10 protein-coding genes are annotated in these 23,184 nt (G+C 47.3%); all 10 read left to right on the top strand.

The features are described from left to right. The first annotated feature begins 19 nt into the window (after nucleotides 1-19). The 10 genes from AC58PV_RS00855 (at nucleotide 20) to AC58PV_RS00810 (ending at nucleotide 22,972) form a co-directional block, all read left to right on the top strand. Complete coding sequence (locus tag AC58PV_RS00855; RefSeq protein WP_497430401.1) at nucleotides 20-1,831, top strand: HEAT repeat domain-containing protein; 1,812 nt, start codon at nucleotides 20-22, stop codon at nucleotides 1,829-1,831. After that, nucleotides 1,807-2,898: an ATP-binding protein gene (locus AC58PV_RS00850; RefSeq protein WP_497430926.1), complete on the top strand. Its 1,092-nt coding sequence runs from the start codon at nucleotides 1,807-1,809 to the stop codon at nucleotides 2,896-2,898. The genes AC58PV_RS00855 and AC58PV_RS00850 overlap by 25 nt, the downstream gene beginning before the upstream one ends. Further along, nucleotides 2,856-5,228: a DUF5682 family protein gene (locus AC58PV_RS00845; protein WP_497430925.1), complete on the top strand. Its 2,373-nt coding sequence runs from the start codon at nucleotides 2,856-2,858 to the stop codon at nucleotides 5,226-5,228. Before AC58PV_RS00850 ends, AC58PV_RS00845 begins: the two co-directional genes overlap by 43 nt. A gap of 3 nt (nucleotides 5,229-5,231) precedes the next feature. Continuing rightward, entirely contained in the window at nucleotides 5,232-6,443 is a 1,212-nt protein-coding gene (locus AC58PV_RS00840; RefSeq protein ID WP_497430400.1) for a VWA domain-containing protein, read from the top strand. A gap of 498 nt (nucleotides 6,444-6,941) precedes the next feature. Continuing rightward, nucleotides 6,942-9,176: a helix-turn-helix domain-containing protein gene (locus AC58PV_RS00835; protein WP_497430399.1), complete on the top strand. Its 2,235-nt coding sequence runs from the start codon at nucleotides 6,942-6,944 to the stop codon at nucleotides 9,174-9,176. A gap of 173 nt (nucleotides 9,177-9,349) precedes the next feature. Continuing rightward, nucleotides 9,350-11,014, top strand: coding sequence for a type 2 periplasmic-binding domain-containing protein (locus tag AC58PV_RS00830; protein ID WP_497430398.1), 1,665 nt, complete (start codon nucleotides 9,350-9,352; stop codon nucleotides 11,012-11,014). 119 nt (nucleotides 11,015-11,133) lie between these two features. Next, nucleotides 11,134-13,050 (top strand): hypothetical protein, encoded by a 1,917-nt coding sequence (locus AC58PV_RS00825; RefSeq protein ID WP_497430397.1) that lies wholly within the window; start codon nucleotides 11,134-11,136, stop codon nucleotides 13,048-13,050. Next, nucleotides 13,037-14,011 (top strand): ABC transporter permease, encoded by a 975-nt coding sequence (locus AC58PV_RS00820; RefSeq protein WP_497430396.1) that lies wholly within the window; start codon nucleotides 13,037-13,039, stop codon nucleotides 14,009-14,011. The genes AC58PV_RS00825 and AC58PV_RS00820 overlap by 14 nt, the downstream gene beginning before the upstream one ends. 11 nt (nucleotides 14,012-14,022) lie before the next feature. Next, nucleotides 14,023-14,901, top strand: a complete 879-nt coding sequence (locus tag AC58PV_RS00815) for a carbohydrate ABC transporter permease (RefSeq protein WP_497430395.1) — start codon at nucleotides 14,023-14,025, stop codon at nucleotides 14,899-14,901. Between the two features lie 202 nt (nucleotides 14,902-15,103). Next, complete coding sequence (locus AC58PV_RS00810) at nucleotides 15,104-22,972, top strand: discoidin domain-containing protein (protein WP_497430394.1); 7,869 nt, start codon at nucleotides 15,104-15,106, stop codon at nucleotides 22,970-22,972. Nucleotides 22,973-23,184 lie beyond the last annotated feature (212 nt).

The raw sequence follows: 23,184 nt of genomic DNA, 5'->3' as shown, positions 1-23,184 counted from the left end.
AAAATTAGGAGACGAACTCATGAGTATAGATCTATTGTTTGAATTGCAGCACGAGGTGCGGCGCTTATTTATAGCAGGGAGCGGAATGGCACCGGGAGATTTGCGTCTGAAGAAAATGCTGCCTAATCTTCAGAAGCTAGGCGAGTCGGCGCCAGTGTTTAACCGAGTGGCTCAGGGGGTTAGTCAAGTTCTTGAGGCGGAGACGAGCAGCTCAGCTAGCCGACTCTTGGAGCTCGGAACCCTCTTGAATTCCGTATTGTACACGCAAGGGAAAACGGAGACGAAAGAGGATCTCGTACCTGTGGAAGGAACGGAAGCGAAGAATTCAACCTCCATCGCCTACCGCAAATTGAACCCGCTTATCGAGGCATTGACGCAAAAAGGTCAGGGCCGTATGGAGCAGATTCGTCAAGGGTTCGAGGATGGCCTTTATCATGATTTCCGCGTCATACCTGCCGCTGTGTCCGGGTTAGACGATAGTTATGCAGAGGTACCGGATTATCTCCATCGAACAGTACTGCCATCACTAGGCATGGAGGCGCTGCCTGCGCTTCAGCAGCAATTGAAGTTGGATGGCGGGAAAGGTGATGCCCGCAGATTGGAACTTATCCATGAGTTGCTCGCTCAATCAGCCGAAGATCTGCTTCTTCAAGCTGCTGGGCAAGGATCAACAGAAGTACGCTCCACGGCAATTGAACTTCTGGGTAATTATCCAGAGCATGAAGATTTTATTTTGGAACAAGCAGATGATAAGAAAAAAGAGATACGCAAAGCTGCCTTATATGCCTTATCTCGTCTTGGAACGGAGCAAGCCATCGCTCGCCTGTATAAGGCACTGGGATCGAAAGATCAGGATCTTGCGATAGAACCGATTCAATTATGCAAAGCCAATTCGTTAACGCTCTCTGTTATCGGGCATGCAGAAAGTATGCTGGAGCAAATTATTCAACGGACCAACATAGAAGAGGCCGCCAAACAGTTGTTGGTGGACATCCGCAGCCTACAAGGAAAAAGAGTGCCAGAAGTCGTCCATTTCTTAGAGAAATTGCTGTCTACGCCTCATTTTATTATTCCTGAAACGGAAAACGTACAGGAGGCTGCAGCTGAACTTCTACTGCAGGTAGATCTGCCCGAGGCAGACCATTTTGCTGTCACGTTACATGAGTTGTACAACCGCAAATTTATTGCCTACAGCTTCAGAGCGGCCGTGAAGATACTTCCTCCAGAAGATGTCTATGAACGCTACTGCCATGATCTAAAAGATAAAAAGCAGACGGCGGCCAAGGACTTGTTACGCGTCCTGCGTACGAAGTTTCCGACTTTGGAGCATCAAATGTACTATGCAACTGCCGAGTATGAGGCCGAGCATCAGAAGTGGGATTCCAGATGGGTCCATTTGTTCGTGAAGTTGGATGAAACGGAACTCGTTTGCCGACTTGCCCATGACAAGAATTCACAAATAGCTGCTTACTTGGTGGAAGCGTGCCGCAAAAAGCCTGACTTTTTCAACCATACAACGAATCATTGTCTCATTGCCTTATTCCGTATGCCGTACAAGGAAGCTCCTGAGCTTCTCTTGGAAATCTTGGAGAAAGGCAAGAAACAAATGTATTATTTCAATCATGCCCAACAGGTGCTTCTGAAATTATTACCGCGTACCTATGCGGAGAGACTGCAGCATTTTGCGCAAAGTGTGTCCAATGAGTATATGAGGAATCAACTGTTGGACATCGCGGAGACGATCGCTGCGAAGCCGGATCAAACCGAACCATTAGATAACGAAGAGAAGGGACAGGGATTATGGGGATGGATCAAAAGCAAGATGTCGTAAGATTGCCTTCAGAACGTTTGTACGTAGAAGAATTGGAAGCTTTGAAAAAGGCGGATCAAGAGGCGAAGCCAGCCGGGTGGCAGCTATCGCCCAAGTCGGTATTGACGTTCCTGACAGGTGGAAAAGTCAAAGGGGTCACCATTACGCCGAAATACATCGGTAACAAGCGGTTGGTCGAAATGGCCATCGCAACGCTGTTGACTGACCGAGCCCTTATGCTGATTGGGGAACCGGGAACGGCGAAGTCTTGGCTCTCGGAAAACCTGACCGCAGCCATCCATGGGGATTCTGGCAAAGTAATTCAAGGAACAGCAGGCACGAGCGAGGAACATATTCGGTATTCTTGGAACTATGCGATGTTGCTGGCGCAAGGCCCATCCGATCAAGCGATTATTAAAAGCCCGATATTCCGCGCGATGGAGACTGGCGGGATCGCCCGTTTCGAAGAGATTTCACGCTGTGCATCCGAAGTCCAGGACGCCCTAATCTCGATCCTCTCAGAGAAAACAATCTCGATCCCGGAGCTCGGCAGAGAAGTGTTCGCTGCAAGAGGATTCTCGATCATTGCGACAGCGAACACGCGCGATCGTGGCGTTAATGAAATGTCAGCCGCTTTGAAGCGGCGTTTTAACATCATAGTACTGCCATCCCCAGCGGATATTGAGACCGAAGTCGAGATTGTGCGCAAACGTGTCAGCGAGATTTCGACGAGCTATGAATTAAGAGCGTCACTCCCTGAGGAGGAGGCGGTGCGGAAGGTTGTTACGATTTTCCGCGAGCTGCGAAGCGGGATGACGTTGGATGGCAAGGAGAAAGTCAAAGGACCGAGCGGTGTGATTTCGACGGCGGAAGCCATCTCGCTGTTAACAGGAAGTATGGCGCTTGCAGGAAGTTTTGGGAGCGGACAGATTAGCGAAGAGGATATTGCCGCCGGTCTCCAGGGAGCCATTGTGAAGGACGAAGAGAAGGACCGCCTCATATGGAAAGAATATCTAGAAAATGTGATGAAAAAGCGGGGATCGACATGGAGAAATCTGTACTTCGCGTGCTCGGAGATGAACAATTAGATCGCAGTTCGGGGTTTCATGTTTTTGGTATACGGCATTTGTCGCCTGCAGGGGCGTTTCACTTGCTTGCTTTCCTAGATGAAGTGAAGCCAACGGCTGTGCTCGTTGAAGGACCAAGCGATGCCAGCGGGTTTATTCATGAATTAACGTCTCATGGCGTTGTCCCGCCTATTGCGATTTTGGCCTACACGGATCAACTACCCGTAAGGACGCTATTGTATCCGTATGCGAGTTATTCGCCGGAATATCAGGCGTTTCAATGGGCTAGTCGCAATGGTGCACAGGCTGCGTTTATCGACCTGCCCACTGAACATGCCTTAGCGCTATACGAGCATAGACATCGCAGGTCAGCTTCTGCTGAGGGGGAGAACAAGCAGGCTGCGGACGATGATTTTCAGACGTATGTGCTTAGACAACGGAGACTGTATCAACAGCTTGCCGAGTTGTCGGAAGAGCCGGACTACGAAGCGTATTGGGAACGTCATTTTGAACATAATGGGCAAAAGGATGCTTACCGCCATGGCATTTATCAATTCTCGGCGCAAATGCGGGAGCTGACGGCGCAGCAGGAGTGGCAATATGCGCCGCATGAGGCAGCTTACAATGAGATTCGCGAAGCTTACATGCGGCGTAAAATTCAAGATGCGATTGCAGCTGGGCATGCGCCTGAGCAAATCGTAGTCGTCACTGGTGCGCATCATGCATCTGCATTGGATTGTCGTTTGCCTTCGATGACGGACAAAGAGCTGAAGGGATTGCCTAAGACGACAACCAAGCTCACGTTGATGCCATATTCGTACTACAAGCTGTCTTCCCACTCGGGATATGGGGCAGGGAATCAAGCGCCTGCTTACTTTGAATTGTTTTGGCAGTGCCTCCAAAAGGGGGACTTAAGCAGGCTGCCTTCCATGTATTTCTCGCAGGTCGCTGCTTATCTCAGAGAACAAGGCACGTACAGATCCACAGCTTCGCTCATCGAAGGTGTGCGGTTGGCAGAGGCACTAGCTGCGCTTCACGACGGTCATCAGCCTACATGGAAAGATCTGCGGGACGCTGCCATGGTCTGTCTTGGTCATGGGGAGCTTTCGAGCATCGCAGAAGCTTTGGCAAGAACAGATGTGGGCACGGCCATCGGCAGATTGCCTGAAGGCGTAAGCCAGACGCCGATTCAAGATGATTTGAATCGCGAGCTCAAGCGGTTGAAGTTGGAGAAATACAAATCGACGGTTGCGTCAACCTTAGAGTTGGATTTGCGTGAAAACCGTAGAGTGAAGTCGGAGGAAGCGGCTTTTCTGGATTTGAAGCGGTCGGTTCTCTTGCACCGGTTGGAATTGCTAGGCATTTCCTTTGCCAAGAAGCAAAGGGTGCATCAAGACTCCGCATCTTGGGCGGAGAATTGGGCGCTGCAGTGGACGCCAGAATCTGAGATTCAAGCGGTGGAATCAACCTTGAAGGGGGAGACGATCGAGCTGGCAGCAGCCTTCGTATTGAAGGAGCGGCTCGACGTTTGCGGCGATATCGCGGAAGCTTCCCGCATCATTCGGGCCGCTTGCGATTGCGCGTTGACTGCGCTGATGGAGCAGGCCAAATCCGCGCTGCAAGGGCTTGCGGTCGATGCGGGCAACTTCGAGCAGGTCGCAGGAGCGGCCTACGAGCTGTCGGTGTTGATCCGTTATGGATCGCTGCGCCGCATCGAAACGGATACGCTAGTTCCACTGCTCCAGCAGTTGTTCCTGCGCGGAACACTGCTTCTCGTTGACAGCGCAGGCTGCAACGATGACGCGGCTCAAGGGATGGTGCGTGCGATTCAATCGCTGCACACGATCGCGCAAGACCATTATGACACGGTAGACGATGCTTTATGGTTGAGTAAACTTCAAGAGCTGGCCTCGCGGGATGACCGCAATGCCAAGCTGTCGGGCTTCGCTTTCGCCATATTGCTTGAGCGCAATGAAATACCGGATGAGCGTGTAGCGACGGAAGTTTCGCGCCGTTTGTCGCCAGGCATTCCTGTAGATTTGGGAGCGGGATGGTTTGAAGGCATGTCGATGCGCAACCGATATGCGCTGCTCTCTAGGGTATCGTTGTGGCAGCAGCTTGATACGTATATTGAATTGTTGGATAAAGCGGCATTCCAAAGATCCTTAGTATTTCTACGTCGCGCTTTCGGTTCATTCGAGCCACGGGAGAAGGCATCCGTCGCCGAGATGATGGGCGACATTTGGGGAGTTGGCGCAAATCAGGCTGGGACTGCCCTGCAGCAGCCGTTAAGTGAAGAAGAGAAGGAGAAGCTGGATGAGCTCAATGATTTTGATTTCGGGGATTTGTAGCCTATGACGAAGATGGATCAAGAACAAGTAAAACGTTGGCGATTAATTCTGGGTGCAGCTTCGGAAGAGAAGCTGCAGTCATTTGGAGCAGGAGACAGCATGCTCGATGAGGAGTCGAGACTTATGGATGAGGCGCTTGCGGCGATCTATGACGAGACATCCAGTAGTGGGGTTGAGGATGCATCGAACGTTGGCGGCTACCGCAAAGCGGGACTGGGGCCATCTTCCCCAAAGCTTGCCAAATGGCTCGGCGATATCCGGACCTTTTTCCCAGCTGACGTGGTCTCTGTCATTCAGTCCGATGCCATTGAGCGCAAAGGTTTGAAACAGCTGCTCTTCGAACCGGAGCTTCTATCCCAAGTGAAGCCTGACATCCAGATGGTAGCGACATTAATGGCGCTCAAAGGAAAGATACCGGAGAAAACGAAAGAAACAGCAAGACTTCTTGTTAAAGCTGTTGTCGATGAAATCGTGCAGCGGCTAGCGCAGGATTTGCGCCGAGCAGTTACGGGGGCCTTGAATCGCAGGCAGCATTCGCCGCTGCCGTCAGCAACAGGACTGGATTGGAACACGACCATCCGCAAGAATCTCAAGCACTATGATAAGGAGCGAGGTCTTCTGCTGCCTGAGAAAGTCTACTTCTTTGACCGCGCACGCCGCAGCAAAGAGTGGACGGTTATCCTCGATATTGACCAAAGCGGCTCGATGGCGGGTTCTGTCATTTACGCATCCATTATTGGTTCTATTTTCGCCAGTATGCCGGCGCTGGACACGCATGTGGTTGCTTTTGACACTGAGGTCGTAGATTTGAGTGAGCAGTGTGCGAATGATCCAGTTGATATGCTGTTTGGGATTCAGCTTGGCGGTGGAACCGATATTAACAAATCGATTGCATACTGCGAGTCTTTTATCACAGAACCGAAGAAAACGCTGTTTATCTTGGTTTCAGACTTGTATGAAGGCGGCAATCGGACAGAGATGATAAGTCGCTTACTCGACATGCATCAGGCTGGTGTGAAGACGATCTGCTTACTCGCATTATCTGATCAGGGTGTACCTTCATATGACGATACAGTAGCCAAAAAGCTGGCGCAACACGGTATTCCTTGTTTTGGATGTTCGCCTGAGAAGCTCCCGGAGTTGATGGAAGGTGCATTAGGCGGGAAAGATCTGGCGTTGCTCGCGGAGAGGCTGAAACAGGGCAAGGGGATATAGTTAGCTGAAGTTAAAAAAGAAAGCTGAGATCTAGGATCCAGCTTTTTTTTCAGCATATAAACGTTTATATGTTTTGGATTTTGAGGTATGCCAAGTTTCCCCTTACGTATTCAGGATGGAGTGCAAGACGCTCGTAGTGAGTGCAGTCCGATATTTCCGAACTATAATTTGTTAATCGACAGTCTCTTTTACATAACTAAATGACCATTTTTCGGATGCAGTGGTCATTTAAGGGGATTTAGTTCGGCTAATTCGGTCTATTGGAGAATCCAGGATGCCGACCGAGGAATTAGTTCGGTCATTTCGGACTATTGGGGGATAGGCAGAGAAAGTAGGCAGATGAAGGACTGTTCAACCATTTAATCCATATTTTACCTATCGCCAGATATCGTATTACGATGAAGATAGGAAATTCTTTACATCAAAAAAAGAAGGTGTTATTGTTTTCCATATCCACGGTAATCTACGATTTCGAGATAGTTAGGTGAGGCGAAGATAATGCGCAAAAAATGGTTTTACCGTCTATTGTTTTCCTATTTCCCCATCTTTTTCATTTTAACATCGATCTTAATTCTACTCACTTTCTTGCTGCTTAGCGGACTTACCAAGCGTGAGACTGTCAATGTGAACCAACAGTTCACACGTCATGTCATCCAATTGATCGACTATTCACTAAAGGAAATTGATCAAGGATTAATCAAGGATATTGAATCGGACGTGAAACTCAAAGCTTTTTTCGAGAACGATGCTTCCTTGTCCTATTTCAACCATTATGAAATTTCCAAGAAAGTTAGGGATATGATTTCAACGAATGGTTTTATTGACTCCATTTACATGTTCCGTAACTCCGATCAGATGGTCATGAGCAAAAATACATTTATTTCTCTGGAAAAGTTCGGAGATCGCGATTTCATCTCCCAACGATTGAAACTAGCATCCTTCTATGAGCTTTCTGGAAAGCGGGATTATATCGAATTTCAGGATACGGAACATTTCCCCTCTGCTGTTGTTTCGTTGGTTCGCAAATATCCGCTGCTGGTTGGCGGACAGGGACTCATTGTCGTGAATATTAGCTTGGCAAGTATCGAGCAAATGGTCAAAGAATTGACGAGTTCCAACATTAATTTTGTCCGAATCAAGGATTTTAATGACAATGTCTTATTGGGGGAGAAACAGGGAGAGGTTCGGGGAACTGTTTTATCCGATATAACGTCCGAATATACGGGTTGGAAGTTCACGGGCGGTGTACATGATGAGAGGATTTTCAAATATGCTTCGGTTTTTTCATACATATGGGTAGCTGTGGGCTTACTTGTCGTGATTGCGGGTACCGTTTGGATGGCTTTCGTGACCCGAAGAAATTATAAGCCTATTGAAGAGATTCTCAATCAGATTAATCGTTATTCCGCTCAGAAAAGCGGGAAACTGTCTAAGCAAGTCCCTGATGAGTTCAAGTTTATTGAACAGGCACTGGATAATTTAATTGAAGAGTCCACTACGTATCAGAAAATGCATGAGGAAGATGCCATGTTTCGCAGGCGACACTTCTTTGTTGAGTTGCTAGAGGGCAGCCGTCCTATTGAGCCAACGGAATGGGATGAGGAATTAGAACGGCTGAATTTGCCTGCACAATTCCATTCGCTCGGCGTCATTGTCCTGGAGATCGATAAGTTTACTTCGTTGGTCGAGACCTACACACATCGTGATGTCTATCTGCTGAAATTCGTTGTGAACAGTGTCGTCAAAGAGATAGCGGAATCGCATCCCCTAACCGTATGGACCGAATGGACAGCCCAGCATCGATTGACGGCCTTGTATCAATCCGTGGAGCAGGCGACTAACATGGAACGCCACCTAACTGATATGAGCGAAGCTATTCGCGAATGGGTGGAGATCAATCTTGATTTTACCGTGACCATTGGTCGCGGTCCTTCTGGGACACAGATTGACGATATCGCCAGATCTTACGCAGGAGCGAAGGAAGCCCTGTCCTACAAGCCAAGTCTTGGGTTGAATCAAGTCATTTCCTATCAGGAGACCAGGCACGGGGAAGGCGGAGCATTCTGGCAGCTTCACACCATCCAGCTGCTTGCGCGGACCTTTCGGACAGGAGAAGAACCATGGCGTCCAATCCTTGAACGCATGTTCTTTGAAGCCAGAGAGAATCGTCTGTCTAGAGTCGAGCTGGTGCAGTTTCTCAACTCTCTAAGTCATCATGTCTATAAAGAAATCATAGAATTTCCGGCCGAAATTCAAGTCGTGTGGAAAACAGAAGTGCTGCCCAACATCCATCAGGTCTGTGAGACTTTTGATTTAGCCGAAGATCTAGAAGCTCAGATCGGGCGCATATTGGAGGATTTTGAACGCTGTGTGCGAGACTTGCAGGAACGGAGTAGTCATTATACGTTAATACGTGAAGTCAAAGCTTATATTGAAAAAGAGTATGCCAACACAGAGATGTCGTTGAATCACCTCTACGATGTGTTCGGGTTAAATGGCAAATATGTCAGCCGATTATTCAAGGAAGCATTCGGTGAGAAACTGGTTGACTACTTAGTTCGCATTCGTATTGAAAATAGTCAACGCTTATTACTGACATCTTCGCTTTCTTTGCAGGAAATTGCTAACGCCGTGGGATACATTCACGATATTTCATTTATACGCGCATTCAAGAAGGTCGTGGGCACAACACCGGGAGAATACCGCAAAAATCATGGGAAAAGCCCGTCGTAGCAGGGCTTTTTCTTTTTGGTTTATCACAGATAATCGGTAAGTTCGTCATGTTTTACCTTTCGGTTAGCCCAAGGAAACATGTAAATTGCGCAAAGAATGGCCGAAAGCTATAGTGCAGATAGGAGCCGAGAACGTCGGTCCGACAAGCGAATAACGAGGGGAGTTAGACAAGAATGAAAAAGTATTTATGGAATCACAAGCTTACTGTTCCAATGGCGGTTGTCCTACTAACAAGTATAATCGCAGCCGGTTGCAGCACGACAAGTGAGAAAACACCTGCTCAAGAGAGTGCTTCAGCGAAGCCTGCTGCAACGCAAGAGCCAAGAGGGAAAATCGTGGCTTCTGTGTATGAACGTAATAACATACCGCCTGAAGAAGGGAATTGGGAGAAGAATCGGTGGGTTGAATGGATCAATAAGAACGGCCCAACCGATGTGAAATATGTCACGGTACCACGCTGGGAGTCGTTGCCTAAATTCAATGCCTTATTCGCAACGAATAGCGCACCTGATCTCATTTTAGAATACGATACAGGTTATCGGAACCAGTGGTACAGCCAGAAAATGCTGATGCCGCTTGATGATGTCATTGCCAAATATAGCACGACGTATAAGGAATTAATGACGCAATTCCCGCAGTTGAAGAAATTGGGGACGAAGGATGACGGTAAACTCTACGAATTCGGTAAAGTCAACCCGCTGACGTCCGGCCACCGCATCTACATTCGTGAAGATTGGCTGCAGAAGTTAAATCTGCAAACACCGAAGACAACGGAGGAATTTCTAAATGTGGCCAAAGCATTCGCCTCGCAAGATCCTGACGGCAACGGTAAAGCGGATACATTCGGACTTAATCTAAGCGGTAACGCGAATTCTATTATTTCTCACATGTTTGGATATGGAGAAGTGGCGTGGCGTTTTGAAGGCAATGCATTTATCCATGAATGGGATCGTCTTAAGGCGGCGACTGATTTCCAGAAGTCATTGTTTGACGCTGGTGTAGCGGATAAAGATTTCTTAGCGGATAAAAATGGCGAAAAAGCGAAACAAGATTTTCTCGCAGGAAAGCTCGGCATGTATCTCTTTCAAGATATAAGCGCTAGTGATTATGATGCGTTTGTCAAAAACAATGGAGGCGGCAAGCTAGCCATTCTGCCTCTTCCGAAATCGTCTTTTGGTCAGTTTAGTCCGGTTATCTCTAGTCCAATTCAAATGGTTGGAGCCATTAATGCAGGTGCTAAAGATCCACAGGCGGTTATGAAATATGTTGATTTCATGATGAAACCAGAGACTGCACGAACACTGCAAAACGGACTCGAAGGTGTGAACTGGAATAAGGATGCGGCTGGATGTCCGAGCCCGATTGACGCGGAGAAGAATAAGAAAGAAATCTCCTACACAGGTGATCTCAACATGATGGCGTCAACACTGCTGTATGGCAAATGTTCGTTCACTGCACAGAAACCGCAGACAACAGACTCATTAAAGGCGCTGCGCGAACTAGCACTTCAATCTGAGGCTGCTTACGTGACCAAAGAGCGTCCGATTCCAACGTTAAAGCCAGAATACTTGCCGGTGCTAACACAGGAATTGTCATTAATTGTTAAAAATGCAGATCAACCAATCAAAGATATATGGGCAAGATCGATCGTAAGCGGCAAGACATACTCCGCTGAACAAGCCTATAAAGATGCTAAAGATGCATGGGAAAAGGCTGGCGGTGCTAAAGTCGATGCGTTCTATGCGAAATGGTATGAAACCAATAAAGCGAATGCATTCTTGTTAGAAGACCTATACAAATTTGGTGAAGATGCTGTGAAGCTGTACGCGAACAAATAAGAACGGCTTGTCAAACGGGAAAAACGGACTTCGGCTGCTTGTTATAGGCTGGAGTCCATTCACAGCCAAGGTAAGTCGTAATTCAATGTGGCCGATTCGGCATGAAGGTGAGGAGAGACATGAACCTCAGAGGTCGGGTAGGCCTTTCGCAGGATGAGCTAATCGAACAAGCGTTTCAGAAGCGTTGTCTGATCTTGCAAGAAGAAATCTTGCACAATCCGATTCCAGCATGGGACTATGCGAGAAGAATCATGTACGACGCAATTACAAGGTTAGGTCGACAGAGTGAGATTGAAACAGCGCTATCGCATATCGAAACCGTCAACGACGCACCAGGACATGATGCGATGTTCTTTCGTCATGCCAATATAGACGCGTGGCTGCGATTTGGGCATATGTATTCGGAAGATTTACGCAATAAAGTGAAAGCAAACATGCTCCATGAATCGCATTACCAGATGAATACGGGGACAGAGAATCACAAGCTGATGAATGCCGTTGCCGGATATTTGACCGCTCAAAGCTGGCCAGATTGGCCAAAAGCAAACGAGGTGAGGGAGCGTTGTTCCCACTACCTGGAAACGTATTTCTATCGCGTTTGCCGGTTCGGTCAAGGGGAGTTTGACTCTACGACATATAGTGTTTTTTATCTAAATACGCTGGCTTCTTTATATGATTTTGCCGAAGATCACGAGTGGAAAGAAAGAAGCGCCAGCATGATGGACTGGTATTTGGCCAACACGGCTGGGGATTGGCTGGACGGTTTATATGTTGGCGCACATTCCAGAGACTACCACCCAATCCACACGTTTAATTATGCACCAGCGGGTACGGTCGCTGCATGGCTTTATTTTGGCGGCAAGCAGCCCAACCTCCGAACAGGTGAACCGCATTATAGCATAATGAACACGCTCTCTTCTTATCGGGTGCCTGATATTATCGTACGTATCGCTCAAAGCCGAAAGCAGGCATTGGAGCACATGGAGACGCATGACCTCACTCTCAATACGGAACCCAGTCATGATGGTCATCAGACTACATCGCTTGCAGGTAGAAGCGATGGCTTCAAAGGGCATGGCTATATTAGTCGAGTTGGTGTACGGAAATATACCTACATGACCTCGCAGTATGCACTGGGAAGTATGGCAGACGGAAAACAAGGCGATGTCGTTTGGTCAGGACAATTGCGGCGATGGTCGCTGGACTGGCTTTCGGAGCAGCCAGCTGGGGTGCTTTTTTTCACGCATCCGTTTCCTGATTTCGGAAATCCCGAGGATTCGTATGTGAGTAATTGGGGTGGATCTTCTCCATACGAGCAAGTCGTTCAATATAAAGGCGCATTAATCGCCTTGTATAACATCCCAAAGGGCGAACATTACACGTACGGCCCAAGGAAGCCTTTCCAGTCAGACCGAGATCCTTATATTGATGGATTTATTTCCAGTACAGCAATAATGAAACTGGAAGAACACGAGAGTGGCTGGATATTCTGTCACTGTGGGTCAGTTTTGGCAGCCATTCGGATGATGCGGCCGTATCGATGGCTGGATGAGAAAGATGGACATCGCAGATTACGGAGCGAAGGCTTGAAAAATGCGGTGCTCATCCAAACGGCATGCCCAAGCGATTATTGCGAAGATGAAGACAAGTCAATGAATGAGCAATGCCAATCGGAGCGGGTATTAGCTCGATTTCGAAATGATATGTTGAAGCATGTTTCGTACGATGCATCCCTGTTAGAGCAGTCTACCCCAACACTCTCGTTCTGTACCTTATCCGGAGAAGTATTAAGCATTGTTTACAATGGAGAGAGATCGGTTAACGGTGTCCCCATTGATTATAACGCTTGGCCGCTTATCTCTAATCGCTACATGTATTCAGCTATAAATAGCGGAAAGTTAACATTGCGTCATGGCGGGCAAACGTTGAAGGTGGACTATAACGAGGGAAGCTACGCGGTGGCTAATCAGGAGCCACATATGGCGGACGACATTCCTGTAGAAGGTAGATGGGAGGAGAGCAATGGAAACCAATAATTCTGCACATACTGCTCCAACGTATAGCAAGACGCATACTCCTATAAGATCTGCTAGTAAGAGATCGTATGCAAAGAGATGGAGGCAGAATCGCCAGCTGGTCTATATGTTTATCCCGGTAATTATTTTTTTTATTGTCTTTCGATACGCTCCGATGCTCGGCAATGTGATCGCATTCAAGCAGTACAACTTAATGCAAGGGGTATGGGGAAGTCCATGGGCGGGATTGGATAACTTTAGAATGATGTTGGATAATCCGCAAACGCTGCAAATCCTTCGCAATACGTTGTTCCTTAGTTTTTTTAATATTATCCTTGGATTTCCTTTTCCAATTCTTGTCGCTATTATGTTGAACGAGGTAAGAACAGTTTGGTTTAAAAAGTCGATCCAAACGCTGATCTATCTTCCTCACTTCTTCTCTTGGGTGATCGTTGGGGGAATCGTAGTTACACTGTTCGGCTCTCAAGACGGCGTGGTGAATAAACTTATTGAATTCTTGGGAGGGACCTCTGTCCCGTTTTTATATCAAGTAAGCACGTGGCTTGGCATCTTCTTTGGATCTGCGATATGGAAGGAAGCGGGGTTTGCCGCCATTATTTATTTGGCAGCAATCGGCTCTATTGACCCTGCACTCTACGAAGCAGCGAGTATGGATGGTGCGAATAAAATGAAGCAGATTCGCTATATTACGCTCCCAGGGATTATACCCATTATGATTCTGATGCTTATTCTTTCAATGGGCAAAATCATGGAAGTCGGTTTCGACCATGTGTACAATTTGCAAAATGCGGTTGTTTCCAATGTCTCGAGTGTCATCAGTACGTATATCTTTACCGTCGGAATTCAAGGCGGAATGTATAGCATGACTACAGCGATGGGGTTATTCGAAGCTGTTATCGGGCTCATTCTTATTGTCAGTGCTAACCATTTTGCCAAAAAATTCAATCAATCTTTGTGGTAGGAGGGATTACCATGCGCTTGTCGTTTGGGGAAAAACTTTTCTATGCCGTGAACTTTACGTTGTTGCTTGTAGCTGGCATGAGCTGTTTGATCCCGCTTATGAACATTGTGTCGATGTCATTCAGCGATTACTCGGCGATTGCATCCGGTTTCGTTGGCGTTTGGCCAGTGGGTTTCAATCTGGACTCCTATAAATCATTGATTGAAGGAACGCCTATTGTGCAATGTTTGAAAAACAGTGTAGTGATAACAGGTTTCGGTGTCTTATTCAGTATGATCTTTACGATTTTTGCGGCTTTTCCATTGTCCAAAGTTACTTTCTATTGGCGAAAAGGATTCACGCTTGCGATTGTCTTTACGATGCTTTTCGGTATTCCAACGATTCCAGCCTTTCTGGTTAATCGTTCACTCGGTATCATAGACACGTATTGGGCACTCTGGCTGCCTGGATTAATCAGTGCCTATAACCTGCTCGTTCTAAAATCATTTTTTGAACAAATGCCCGAGGAATTAAATGAGGCTGCTCAGATCGACGGATGTAGTGAATGGCGACTGCTATGGCAAATTGTACTTCCACTCTCGATGCCTGTCTTGGCAACGCTAATGCTCTTCTATGGTGTTGGCTACTGGAACGTGTTTCAAAGTGTATTAATCAATATTAATGACTCGGACAAATATAACTTGGCTGTGCTTGTACAAAATATGATTGCCAATCAATCACTTTTGCAAAGTCTCAACAGCTTGCAGCCGCAGGAGTTCGAGGAGCTGCTCACACCACAGTCTATACGTTCAGCAGGTGTTGTTGTAATGTTGGTTCCCTTATTGCTAGTCTATCCCTTCCTTCAAAAATATTTTGTCAAAGGTGTTATGATCGGAGCGATTAAAGGGTAATCAAGCTATCCTGTATGGTGATTATGGAATCCTGTATGTAGGGATCAAACGGTCATCATGCGGGATTTGAAAGGGGGTGAATTGCAAGCGGTTACATGAATGAGGTTAGCCTATTCGTATGACAGGTAGGTTTCTTAGGAGTTCAAACAGGTATGTTACAGCCATTTTTTTCAATTGAAAGGGGAGGGTTATTCTGTCTAAAATGAACAAACATTTGCATCGCCTGATGGTACGTTTACTCATTGTATTGCTCGTAATTGGTTTACTCCCAGCTGTTCCTATATTGGCGCTCGCTGCGGATACCCAAGCTCCCACTGCTCCTGCCAATCTCACTTCGACTTGGCGTACGCAGGAATCAGTTCAACTTACCTGGACGGCATCGACGGATGATACAGAGGTAACTAGTTATGAGATATATCGTGATAATAATTATCTCGCTAGTATAACTGGTGCTCCAGTCTATTCTGCTTCAGGTCTAACACCAGGTGTTTCATATTCATTTACTGTGAGAGCGAAAGATGCTGGGGGCAATGCTTCGGCGTTTAGTACAGCACTACTTGTGAATGTAGAGGAAATGGATCGTTTCGCTTGGTCATTGTCATCCTCGCACAATAATGTTGCTGGCACTCTTGCTATGGCAGTGGATCATGTTGCATCTTCTCGTTGGTCGAGCGGAACTGCACAAACAATTGGCATGTGGCTTCAAATTGATACAGGTCTTATGGCCAAATCATATAACAGATTAGTGCTGGATTCGAGCGGCTCATCTGGTGATTACGCACGTGGTTATGAAATTAAGGTATCGGAAGATGGTGCAACCTGGAGCAATGCGATTGCCCAAGGAAATGGCAGCACGGTTATTGATGTTTCATTTTTAGCGCAATCAGCCCGATTTATTCGTATTTCACTCACTAAGAACAATGGTAGTTGGTGGTCTGTTCATAACTTGAAGCTATATGGCAGCACGAATGCAGATCAACAAGCGCCACTCCAGCCTGTGGGAGTCATGGCAACCCAAGTTACTGACAATGATGCTCTCCTCACTTGGCCAGAAAGCACAGATAATGCGAAGGTACTGGGGTATGAAATTGATGCGAATGATCATTATGTAGCCTTTACCCGCAGTATGTCGTTTAAGGCAGCGGGACTTACGCCCAAAACGCCTTATTCGTTTAAGGTTCGGGCTATGGATCTAGCAGGAAATATGTCCGCATGGAGTGATGCCGTTACCGTCCAAACGACGGATCGAATTGATCGGGCTCTATGGGCAATGAGTGCTTCAGCGAATAGTGGCGGCGCTTGGGCTGCCGTAGATGGCGATCTTTCCACGCGATGGAGCAGCGGCATGGCGCAGACGGTAGGCGCATGGTTTCAAATTGACATGGGTCCAGGCGATAAAACGTACAATAAACTAGTGCTGAATGCAGCTCAGTCAGGTGGCGATTATGCCCGGGAGTTTGATATTAGCACTTCCACAGATGGTCTAAATTGGGGTGCTCCCATACTTAAGGTAACTGGCAGTTCTTCAATTATTACAGCGGTTTTTCCAGAGCAGACAGCCCGGTACGTTCGACTAACACTAACCAAAGCAGCAGGCTCCTATTGGTCGATTCACGAGCTGTATGCATACGGGACTATCGCTCCGGATTTGAATCCACCAACGGCACCAGGAAATGTGACGGTAGACCATGTGTTGGATACGCAAATGGATGTGACGTGGCAGCCAGCAAGCGATGATGTAGCCGTTGTTGGATATTATGTGTACGTGAACGATCAGCAGGTTGGGTATACGAGTCAACGAAGTTATCGCCTAACAGGACTAACGGCAAATACAGCGTATCAAATTGTTGTCAAAGCAAAAGATTTGTATGGTAACGAGTCAGTCAGTAGTACGCCAGTTGCCATCACGACGCAGGATGTTATTAAAGTCCCTTTAATTGCGAAATATGAGATGGAACAGGACCCTTTAAACGCAACGGCTCTAGTGGATAGCAGCGGATTCGCTCAGAATGGTTCTTTTAACCCCCCGGCGACTTTGGTGGACGGACGTGTCGGGGGCGGCAAAGCTCTGAAGCTGAACGGTGCTGATCAAGCTAGTGTAAGTACACTGAACCAGTTGAATCATGTCTCCTCTACGTTTACCATCTCGGCTTGGATCAAGCCTGATGATTTGAATGGTTATCAACCGATCGTAACGAAGCGGGATGCCAATTGGAAGGGGACGACATTTTACCTTGGCCTTCAGGGAAATCAACTTTATTATGGAGCAGATTATGGGGAGAAATGGTATGCATGGAAGTACACGGCTTCCGAACTGGCCGTAGGACAATGGGCGCATGTAGCTGTTACATTTGAAAAATATCAAGGTGTCAACTTCTATGTTAATGGCAAATTAATAGGCAAAGTTGACGGAAGTGCCGTGTTCACTGACCTCTTGCCTAACGAAGTGGCTATGCTGATAGGAACTGAATGGCATTATGATAGTGTAGCTAAGGCCATGATTAAATACGGCTTCCGAGGAGCTATCGATTCGTTGCATATGTACGCGACTCCGCTTACCTTGGATCAAATCAAGGCGGATATGGCAGGTTCCATCGTGACCCGACTGTCGGAATCCAGCGACTTTACACCTCCGACCAAATATGCAACGTTCCGATTAGTTCGATTTGACACTCCGACAGGGTTATTTACGAAGGGAACTGCCAAAATTCATCAAAACGCTGTCCGTGTAGATGGACCAAACGCAGTAGATTGGCCAACGATCAAGCTGCAGATTCCACAGGCGAACCAAGCGGTAAAGACGGTGCAACCTTTTGCTCAAGGCGCGGAATACAAATCGGAAATTTTGTTGAAACAGGCACCAGACAATATGTCAATTGTGCAGAAACAATCGGATAATGTGATGCAACCTGGTAATCACTGGGTACGTGGCGTCGCTTGGCGTTGGGGACAAACGAACATGTATACAGATGACCGATCAGCGCGCAGCTGGATTTGGGATTATGAATTGTGGACCTTCCCGATTCGCATTGGCGGTTCAGTGCCAGGATCTGTTAAACAAGTCATTTTGAAAAATGATGGCAAGGAAATCTATACCAGCGGCACGCGAAATTACGATTCGCTTACGTTATTGGTGCCGCAGAATGAAAGTGGCAAGCCTTATGAATTATGGGTAGATGGGCGTGGTCCAATTCGTTTTGACGCGGGTTTGCAACCCATTGTGGCTGGTAATCCGAAGGATATTCCAATTGAAGTGAACTTGACGATTCCAGGTACTGGACCTGCATTTACTGTTCAAAGTGTAGATCAGTCCGACTCCTTTCCAAATCAATCTGCATGGGATGCAGATGTTCAAGCACTTGCAGGAGCTAAGCCAGCTATACCTGCATATGAGCCTGCATCAACTTCCATTGAGAGACATGTAGGTATCGACGTGCCAAGATCACCGGAAACAATCAATTTCGTTTACTTGCCGCATGGGATGAGTTCAGGAGGCTTCTATCACTCCGAACATGGGGAAATTGCTGCCCCATATGCCAATATTGGGGCCGTACAGGACTATGCGGATTACGTGTCAGACACGGGATATGATCGTGTGTATGAATTTAGTTCTTTTGAAGAACCAGCACATGAAAAAAGTCAGACCAATATGGCACGGGCGTTAAGTGATAGAGGTGTGCAGCTTGGGTTCGTACCTAAAACGGACTGGGATGTGATGAATACAACCAGCGAGAATCTGCCGTTTTACAGCTCCTATCTACCTGATTTCCATGCTCCGCTCTATCGGGACATTCAATTGGGGCTGCAGCGTCTGCAGGCTTATCCGAATTTAGCAGGCATTAGCCTTGGCGCGGACAATGCGGGTTATGCCTCCTATTGGGATTGGGCACCGCCACATCCAAACCGCCCATGGGGAAGAGCGTTTAATGCGTTTCAGACGGAGGTCGGACTCCCGCTAACAACACCTTTAGCGCCAAGTTTAGCAGGATCCTATACACCGAAGACACATGAATATTTCGCAACGTCTACCAAGCCTTTCCTAGATTATATTGCAAGATACAATGAAACGTACACGAATTACGGTTACTTCTCCAAAGCGGTATCGGAGGTAAATCCAGCTTATACGACTACGACAGGATCGTTCGGCAGTTCACCTGGTGTTGGGGGGCGTGGCGGTTGGGTATGGGCAACAATTCCTGGCAAAGAGATGCATGAACAACTGCCGGTTCAAAGCGCCTATGATTGGAATGAGAAATCGTCATCCAAGCCCTTGCATTTGGTTTCTCTGATTGACCGTCTGAAGAGTTACGCACCGAACAAGACGACTTGGGCACTGCAAGATGACTTTTCCTTATTTTTTGGAAAGGAAGATCGTGAGAAGACATATGCGATGGCACTTACGCGAGGAATTCAAGCGATTGGAACGAATGTATTGCCGAATAATAAAGGGAGTCGAGCAGAGACGCAAATTATTGCGGAACAGAAGGGGCTCTATGATTGGATTCATCGCTATGGCGGAACTTACGCGATATCCAATCCCACGCCGACAATTGGCATTCTCTATGTCAACGAGCAGGCACTGCTCCGAGGTATTGTCGGCGGGGATAATCCCACTGATGCGCAGCTGTTGGCAGGATCGCACGAAGGGAAAGTATCTGAGGCCTTGTTTCTCACGCACGCAGCAGGCTGGCCGTCTAAGGTGATAACGCCTGAGGAGTTGAAACGCGGTTTACCGGCTTCAATGAAAGCTATTTTATTAGTCGGATTGAATCAGTTCGACAATAGCTGGAGCTGGAGCGAAGGGATAACGCCGGAATTGCAGAATTTTGTGAGTGGTGGCGGACGTATTCTTAAGGATGATGAATCGGTCTCGCCCGTTGATTCAGTGGCTACGAATATGCAAGTTAGAGCGTATGTAATTCAAAGCGACACCGATCAAACAAACAATCTTCTCGCTCGGAATACAGCTAACATCAGTAAACTTCAAGCTGCGATGAGTGGAATTAACAGGCCTATTGCCTACTCTTCACAAAGTGATGTTTGGGCTGTACCGACTCGCGCGGGCGATACCTCATTTATAACTGTTTTGAACGAAAAACATGATACGACAATAGGGAATACGCAGCATCTCATGGGCCAAACGGCGGAGTTGACTTGGAATACGGATTTACCGATCTATGATGTTCGACTTGGCAGAAAGGTAACCATGGCAGAAGCAGCGCATGTCGACCTCCAGTCAAATGGGTTTCAGTGGTATGCTTTGCCTCCGGCAGAGGTAACAACACCTGAAATCGCTGTACAATTAACGGATTCTGGCTTTTATGAGTCGTATACGACGATACGTAATCCTAATCCGATGTCGGGGATACCTGTCGAAATTACCGTCACCCATACAACGAGCGGGGACACCGCAACGATATATTCTGCGACAGGGTTATCAGCCAAACTGCCACTGACAAATAGCGATGCACCTGGGACGTATACCGTTAAGGTGAAGGAACTATTGAGCGGTTTAGAAGGGACAACTTCGGTTATTGTAACGAATCCTACTGCTTTGGAAGATGGAGCGGTTACGATCCACCGAGAGTGGGATGTCCGAGCTTTTGAAGAACGGCATAACGTCCCGTTAACCGTGGCTTTAACGGCTGCACAACTTGCAGATTCAACGTATGTAACGCAAGCCGAACGCCTCGTGAATTACTATATCTCGCAAGGACGAAGTGCACAGATAGGTCTAGCCGAACCTGGTGGTGTCGTCAAGAGCTTACAGGAATACCAATCGCTGCTGAAATTCCCCAAATGGAAGACAGTGGATTCCGATCTTGTGCTCCTAGGCAACACATCGTCCAATATCTTATTGCTGGATCAAGCTCGTGCTTATTTATTACCAGAGCAAGGCCGAACGTTAGCTGCTGGGGAAGCTTCCATAAATCTGGTGAACTCTGCTTTTATAGGCGAGTACAATGTGCTTAATATTGTGATAAACGGTACGTTGGGGCTAACCGCAGCGGTTGATGCCATTATTGGCTTAGCAGCTGCACCGCCGGATGCACCGGAATATGCGACAACAATGGGAATTACGAGCAGTACGGTGGACCTCAGTTGGCATGATGGGAAGAGAGGGGCAACGAACTTTAAGATTGAGCGAAGAGCTAACGGGCAAGCGAATTGGCAAGTGATTGCAACGATTTCGGGTGAAACCCATGCCTTTCATGATGGCGGACTACTTGCTAATTCGTTCTACTCGTACCGCATTAAAGCTGTGAATGATGCAGGAGAATCACAACCAAGTGACATTCTTTATGTAGTCACTCCTACAGCTGAGCTCCCCAACCCAAGTGACCCGAACGATGCATTGCCGCGAGATGGATGGACAGCAACGGCGTCCCATAGCGCTTTCAAGGCGAACAATGCACTTGATGGGAATCTAGCTACACGCTGGGATACAGGAGCGGCGCAAATAAATGGGCAATATTTCTCGGTAGATATGCAAGCGAATCGTACCTTTAATAAACTTGTCTTAGATACAACTGGAAGCTCGGGGGACTATCCGAGGAAGTATGAGGTATATGTATCACAGGATGGCATAACTTGGGGATCGGCGATTGCCTCAGGTTCTGGAAACGTTATGTTGTCTATTCAATTTCCCATACAGACAGCGAGATTTATTAAGGTCGTTCAGACAGGTAGTGTGGGTTCCTTCTGGTCTATCCACGAGTTCAATGTGTATAACATGGATACGGAAGCGCCTACAGTACCGACTAATGTCGTGGCGATCCAATCAACAGACACGACAGTTACCTTGAACTGGCTTCCATCCTATGACGCTAATGGCTTCGTAGGCTATAACGTCTATAATGGGTCTCAGCAGGTGAATGGAACACTCTTAACAAACACGAGTTACACCAAAACAGGTCTTGCACAGCAGACGGCGTATCAGTTTACGGTTAGAGCACAAGACACATCCGGTAACGTGTCGGCCGGCAGCGTTCCTGTAACTGTTGTTACGAAAGAAACGCCATTGTCGCGCGCGGGTTGGATAGCTTCAGCCTCCCACGGTGCGAACAATGCACAGAATGCGATTGATGGCTCGGTTTCGACGCGCTGGGACACGGTTTCGGCTCAGGTATATGGTCAGTATTTCCAAGTAGATATGGGAAATGAACGAACTTTCAACAAGATTGAGTTAGATGCTTCCGGCAGTTCAAGTGATTATCCAAGGCAATATGCCATATTGGTTTCAAACGATGGGGTTTCTTGGGGGACTGCAGTAGCAACGGGCGCAGGTAGCGCTATCACGACCATCAGCATCCCTGTTCAAAGGGCAAGATATTTGCGCGTGGTGCAAACAGGAAACGCTGGTGTCTATTGGTCGATTCATGAAATGAATATTTATTTAGGTGATCGGGAAGCACCTTCCACACCATCCGGGCTTACGATGACCAATAAAACGGAACAAACGATAAGCTTAAGCTGGTCGCCATCGACCGATGCGAATGGTTTCGTTGCCTATGATGTGTACAACGGTTCACAGAAGCTGAATACGCAAGAAATTAGCGTAACCCAATATACAGTAACGGGCTTAACGCCAAGTACATCGTATTCACTGACGGTAAAAGCGCGAGATGCCGCTGGCAATCAGTCTGCTTTCAGTGCACCATTGACCGTTACAACAAACAATGCGGCACTATCGCGCATAGGTTGGACGGCAACTGCATCCTTGCAAGCTGCGAAAGCTCAAAATGTCTTAGATAGTTTGCCAGCAACTCGTTGGGATACCGCGACAGCTCAGGTGTATGGGCAATATATTCAAGTGGATATGAAAGCTCCCTATACGTTCAGTCGTATCGTGCTTGATGCTTCAGGGAGTGCAGGCGATTATCCAAGGGGTTATCACGTTTATGTATCTGGAGATGGAGTTAATTGGGGAACGCCTATAGCTACTGGAACAGGCAGCGCCTCAGTAACCACGATTAACCATGCCGGGATCACAGCTAGATACATTCGAATTGTTCAAACCGGTAATGCCGGTGTGTATTGGTCTATCCATGAGCTTTACGTATATGAGTGAAGGTTCTAGCACTACGCGACAACCGGATGGATACATTCTTGGGGATGTTGTCAAATTCGCGATGTAATCCTGTCATGCCAAAATGGAGGCATCAAATCAAAAATGGTGATATTTTATTGCCATCTTATTCAGGATACAGTGTAAAGGAGGTTAAGAAAACGCTGTCATCTAGGGAGTTGTAGGTGCAGCTACATAGAGGGAGATTACGAAAT

It is taken from the genome of Paenibacillus sp. J22FR83 (genome assembly GCF_059691955.1).
The sequence above is the reverse complement of the archived record's forward strand: the minus strand, read 5'-3'. Positions and strand labels throughout refer to the sequence as shown.

Coding starts and splice junctions, on each gene's coding strand:
- AC58PV_RS00855 (WP_497430401.1), top strand. CDS start 20: ATGAGTATAGATCTATTGTTTGAATTGCAGCACGAGGTGCGGCGCTTA.
- AC58PV_RS00850 (WP_497430926.1), top strand. CDS start 1,807: ATGGATCAAAAGCAAGATGTCGTAAGATTGCCTTCAGAACGTTTGTAC.
- AC58PV_RS00845 (WP_497430925.1), top strand. CDS start 2,856: ATGGAGAAATCTGTACTTCGCGTGCTCGGAGATGAACAATTAGATCGC.
- AC58PV_RS00840 (WP_497430400.1), top strand. CDS start 5,232: ATGACGAAGATGGATCAAGAACAAGTAAAACGTTGGCGATTAATTCTG.
- AC58PV_RS00835 (WP_497430399.1), top strand. CDS start 6,942: ATGCGCAAAAAATGGTTTTACCGTCTATTGTTTTCCTATTTCCCCATC.
- AC58PV_RS00830 (WP_497430398.1), top strand. CDS start 9,350: ATGAAAAAGTATTTATGGAATCACAAGCTTACTGTTCCAATGGCGGTT.
- AC58PV_RS00825 (WP_497430397.1), top strand. CDS start 11,134: ATGAACCTCAGAGGTCGGGTAGGCCTTTCGCAGGATGAGCTAATCGAA.
- AC58PV_RS00820 (WP_497430396.1), top strand. CDS start 13,037: ATGGAAACCAATAATTCTGCACATACTGCTCCAACGTATAGCAAGACG.
- AC58PV_RS00815 (WP_497430395.1), top strand. CDS start 14,023: ATGCGCTTGTCGTTTGGGGAAAAACTTTTCTATGCCGTGAACTTTACG.
- AC58PV_RS00810 (WP_497430394.1), top strand. CDS start 15,104: ATGAACAAACATTTGCATCGCCTGATGGTACGTTTACTCATTGTATTG.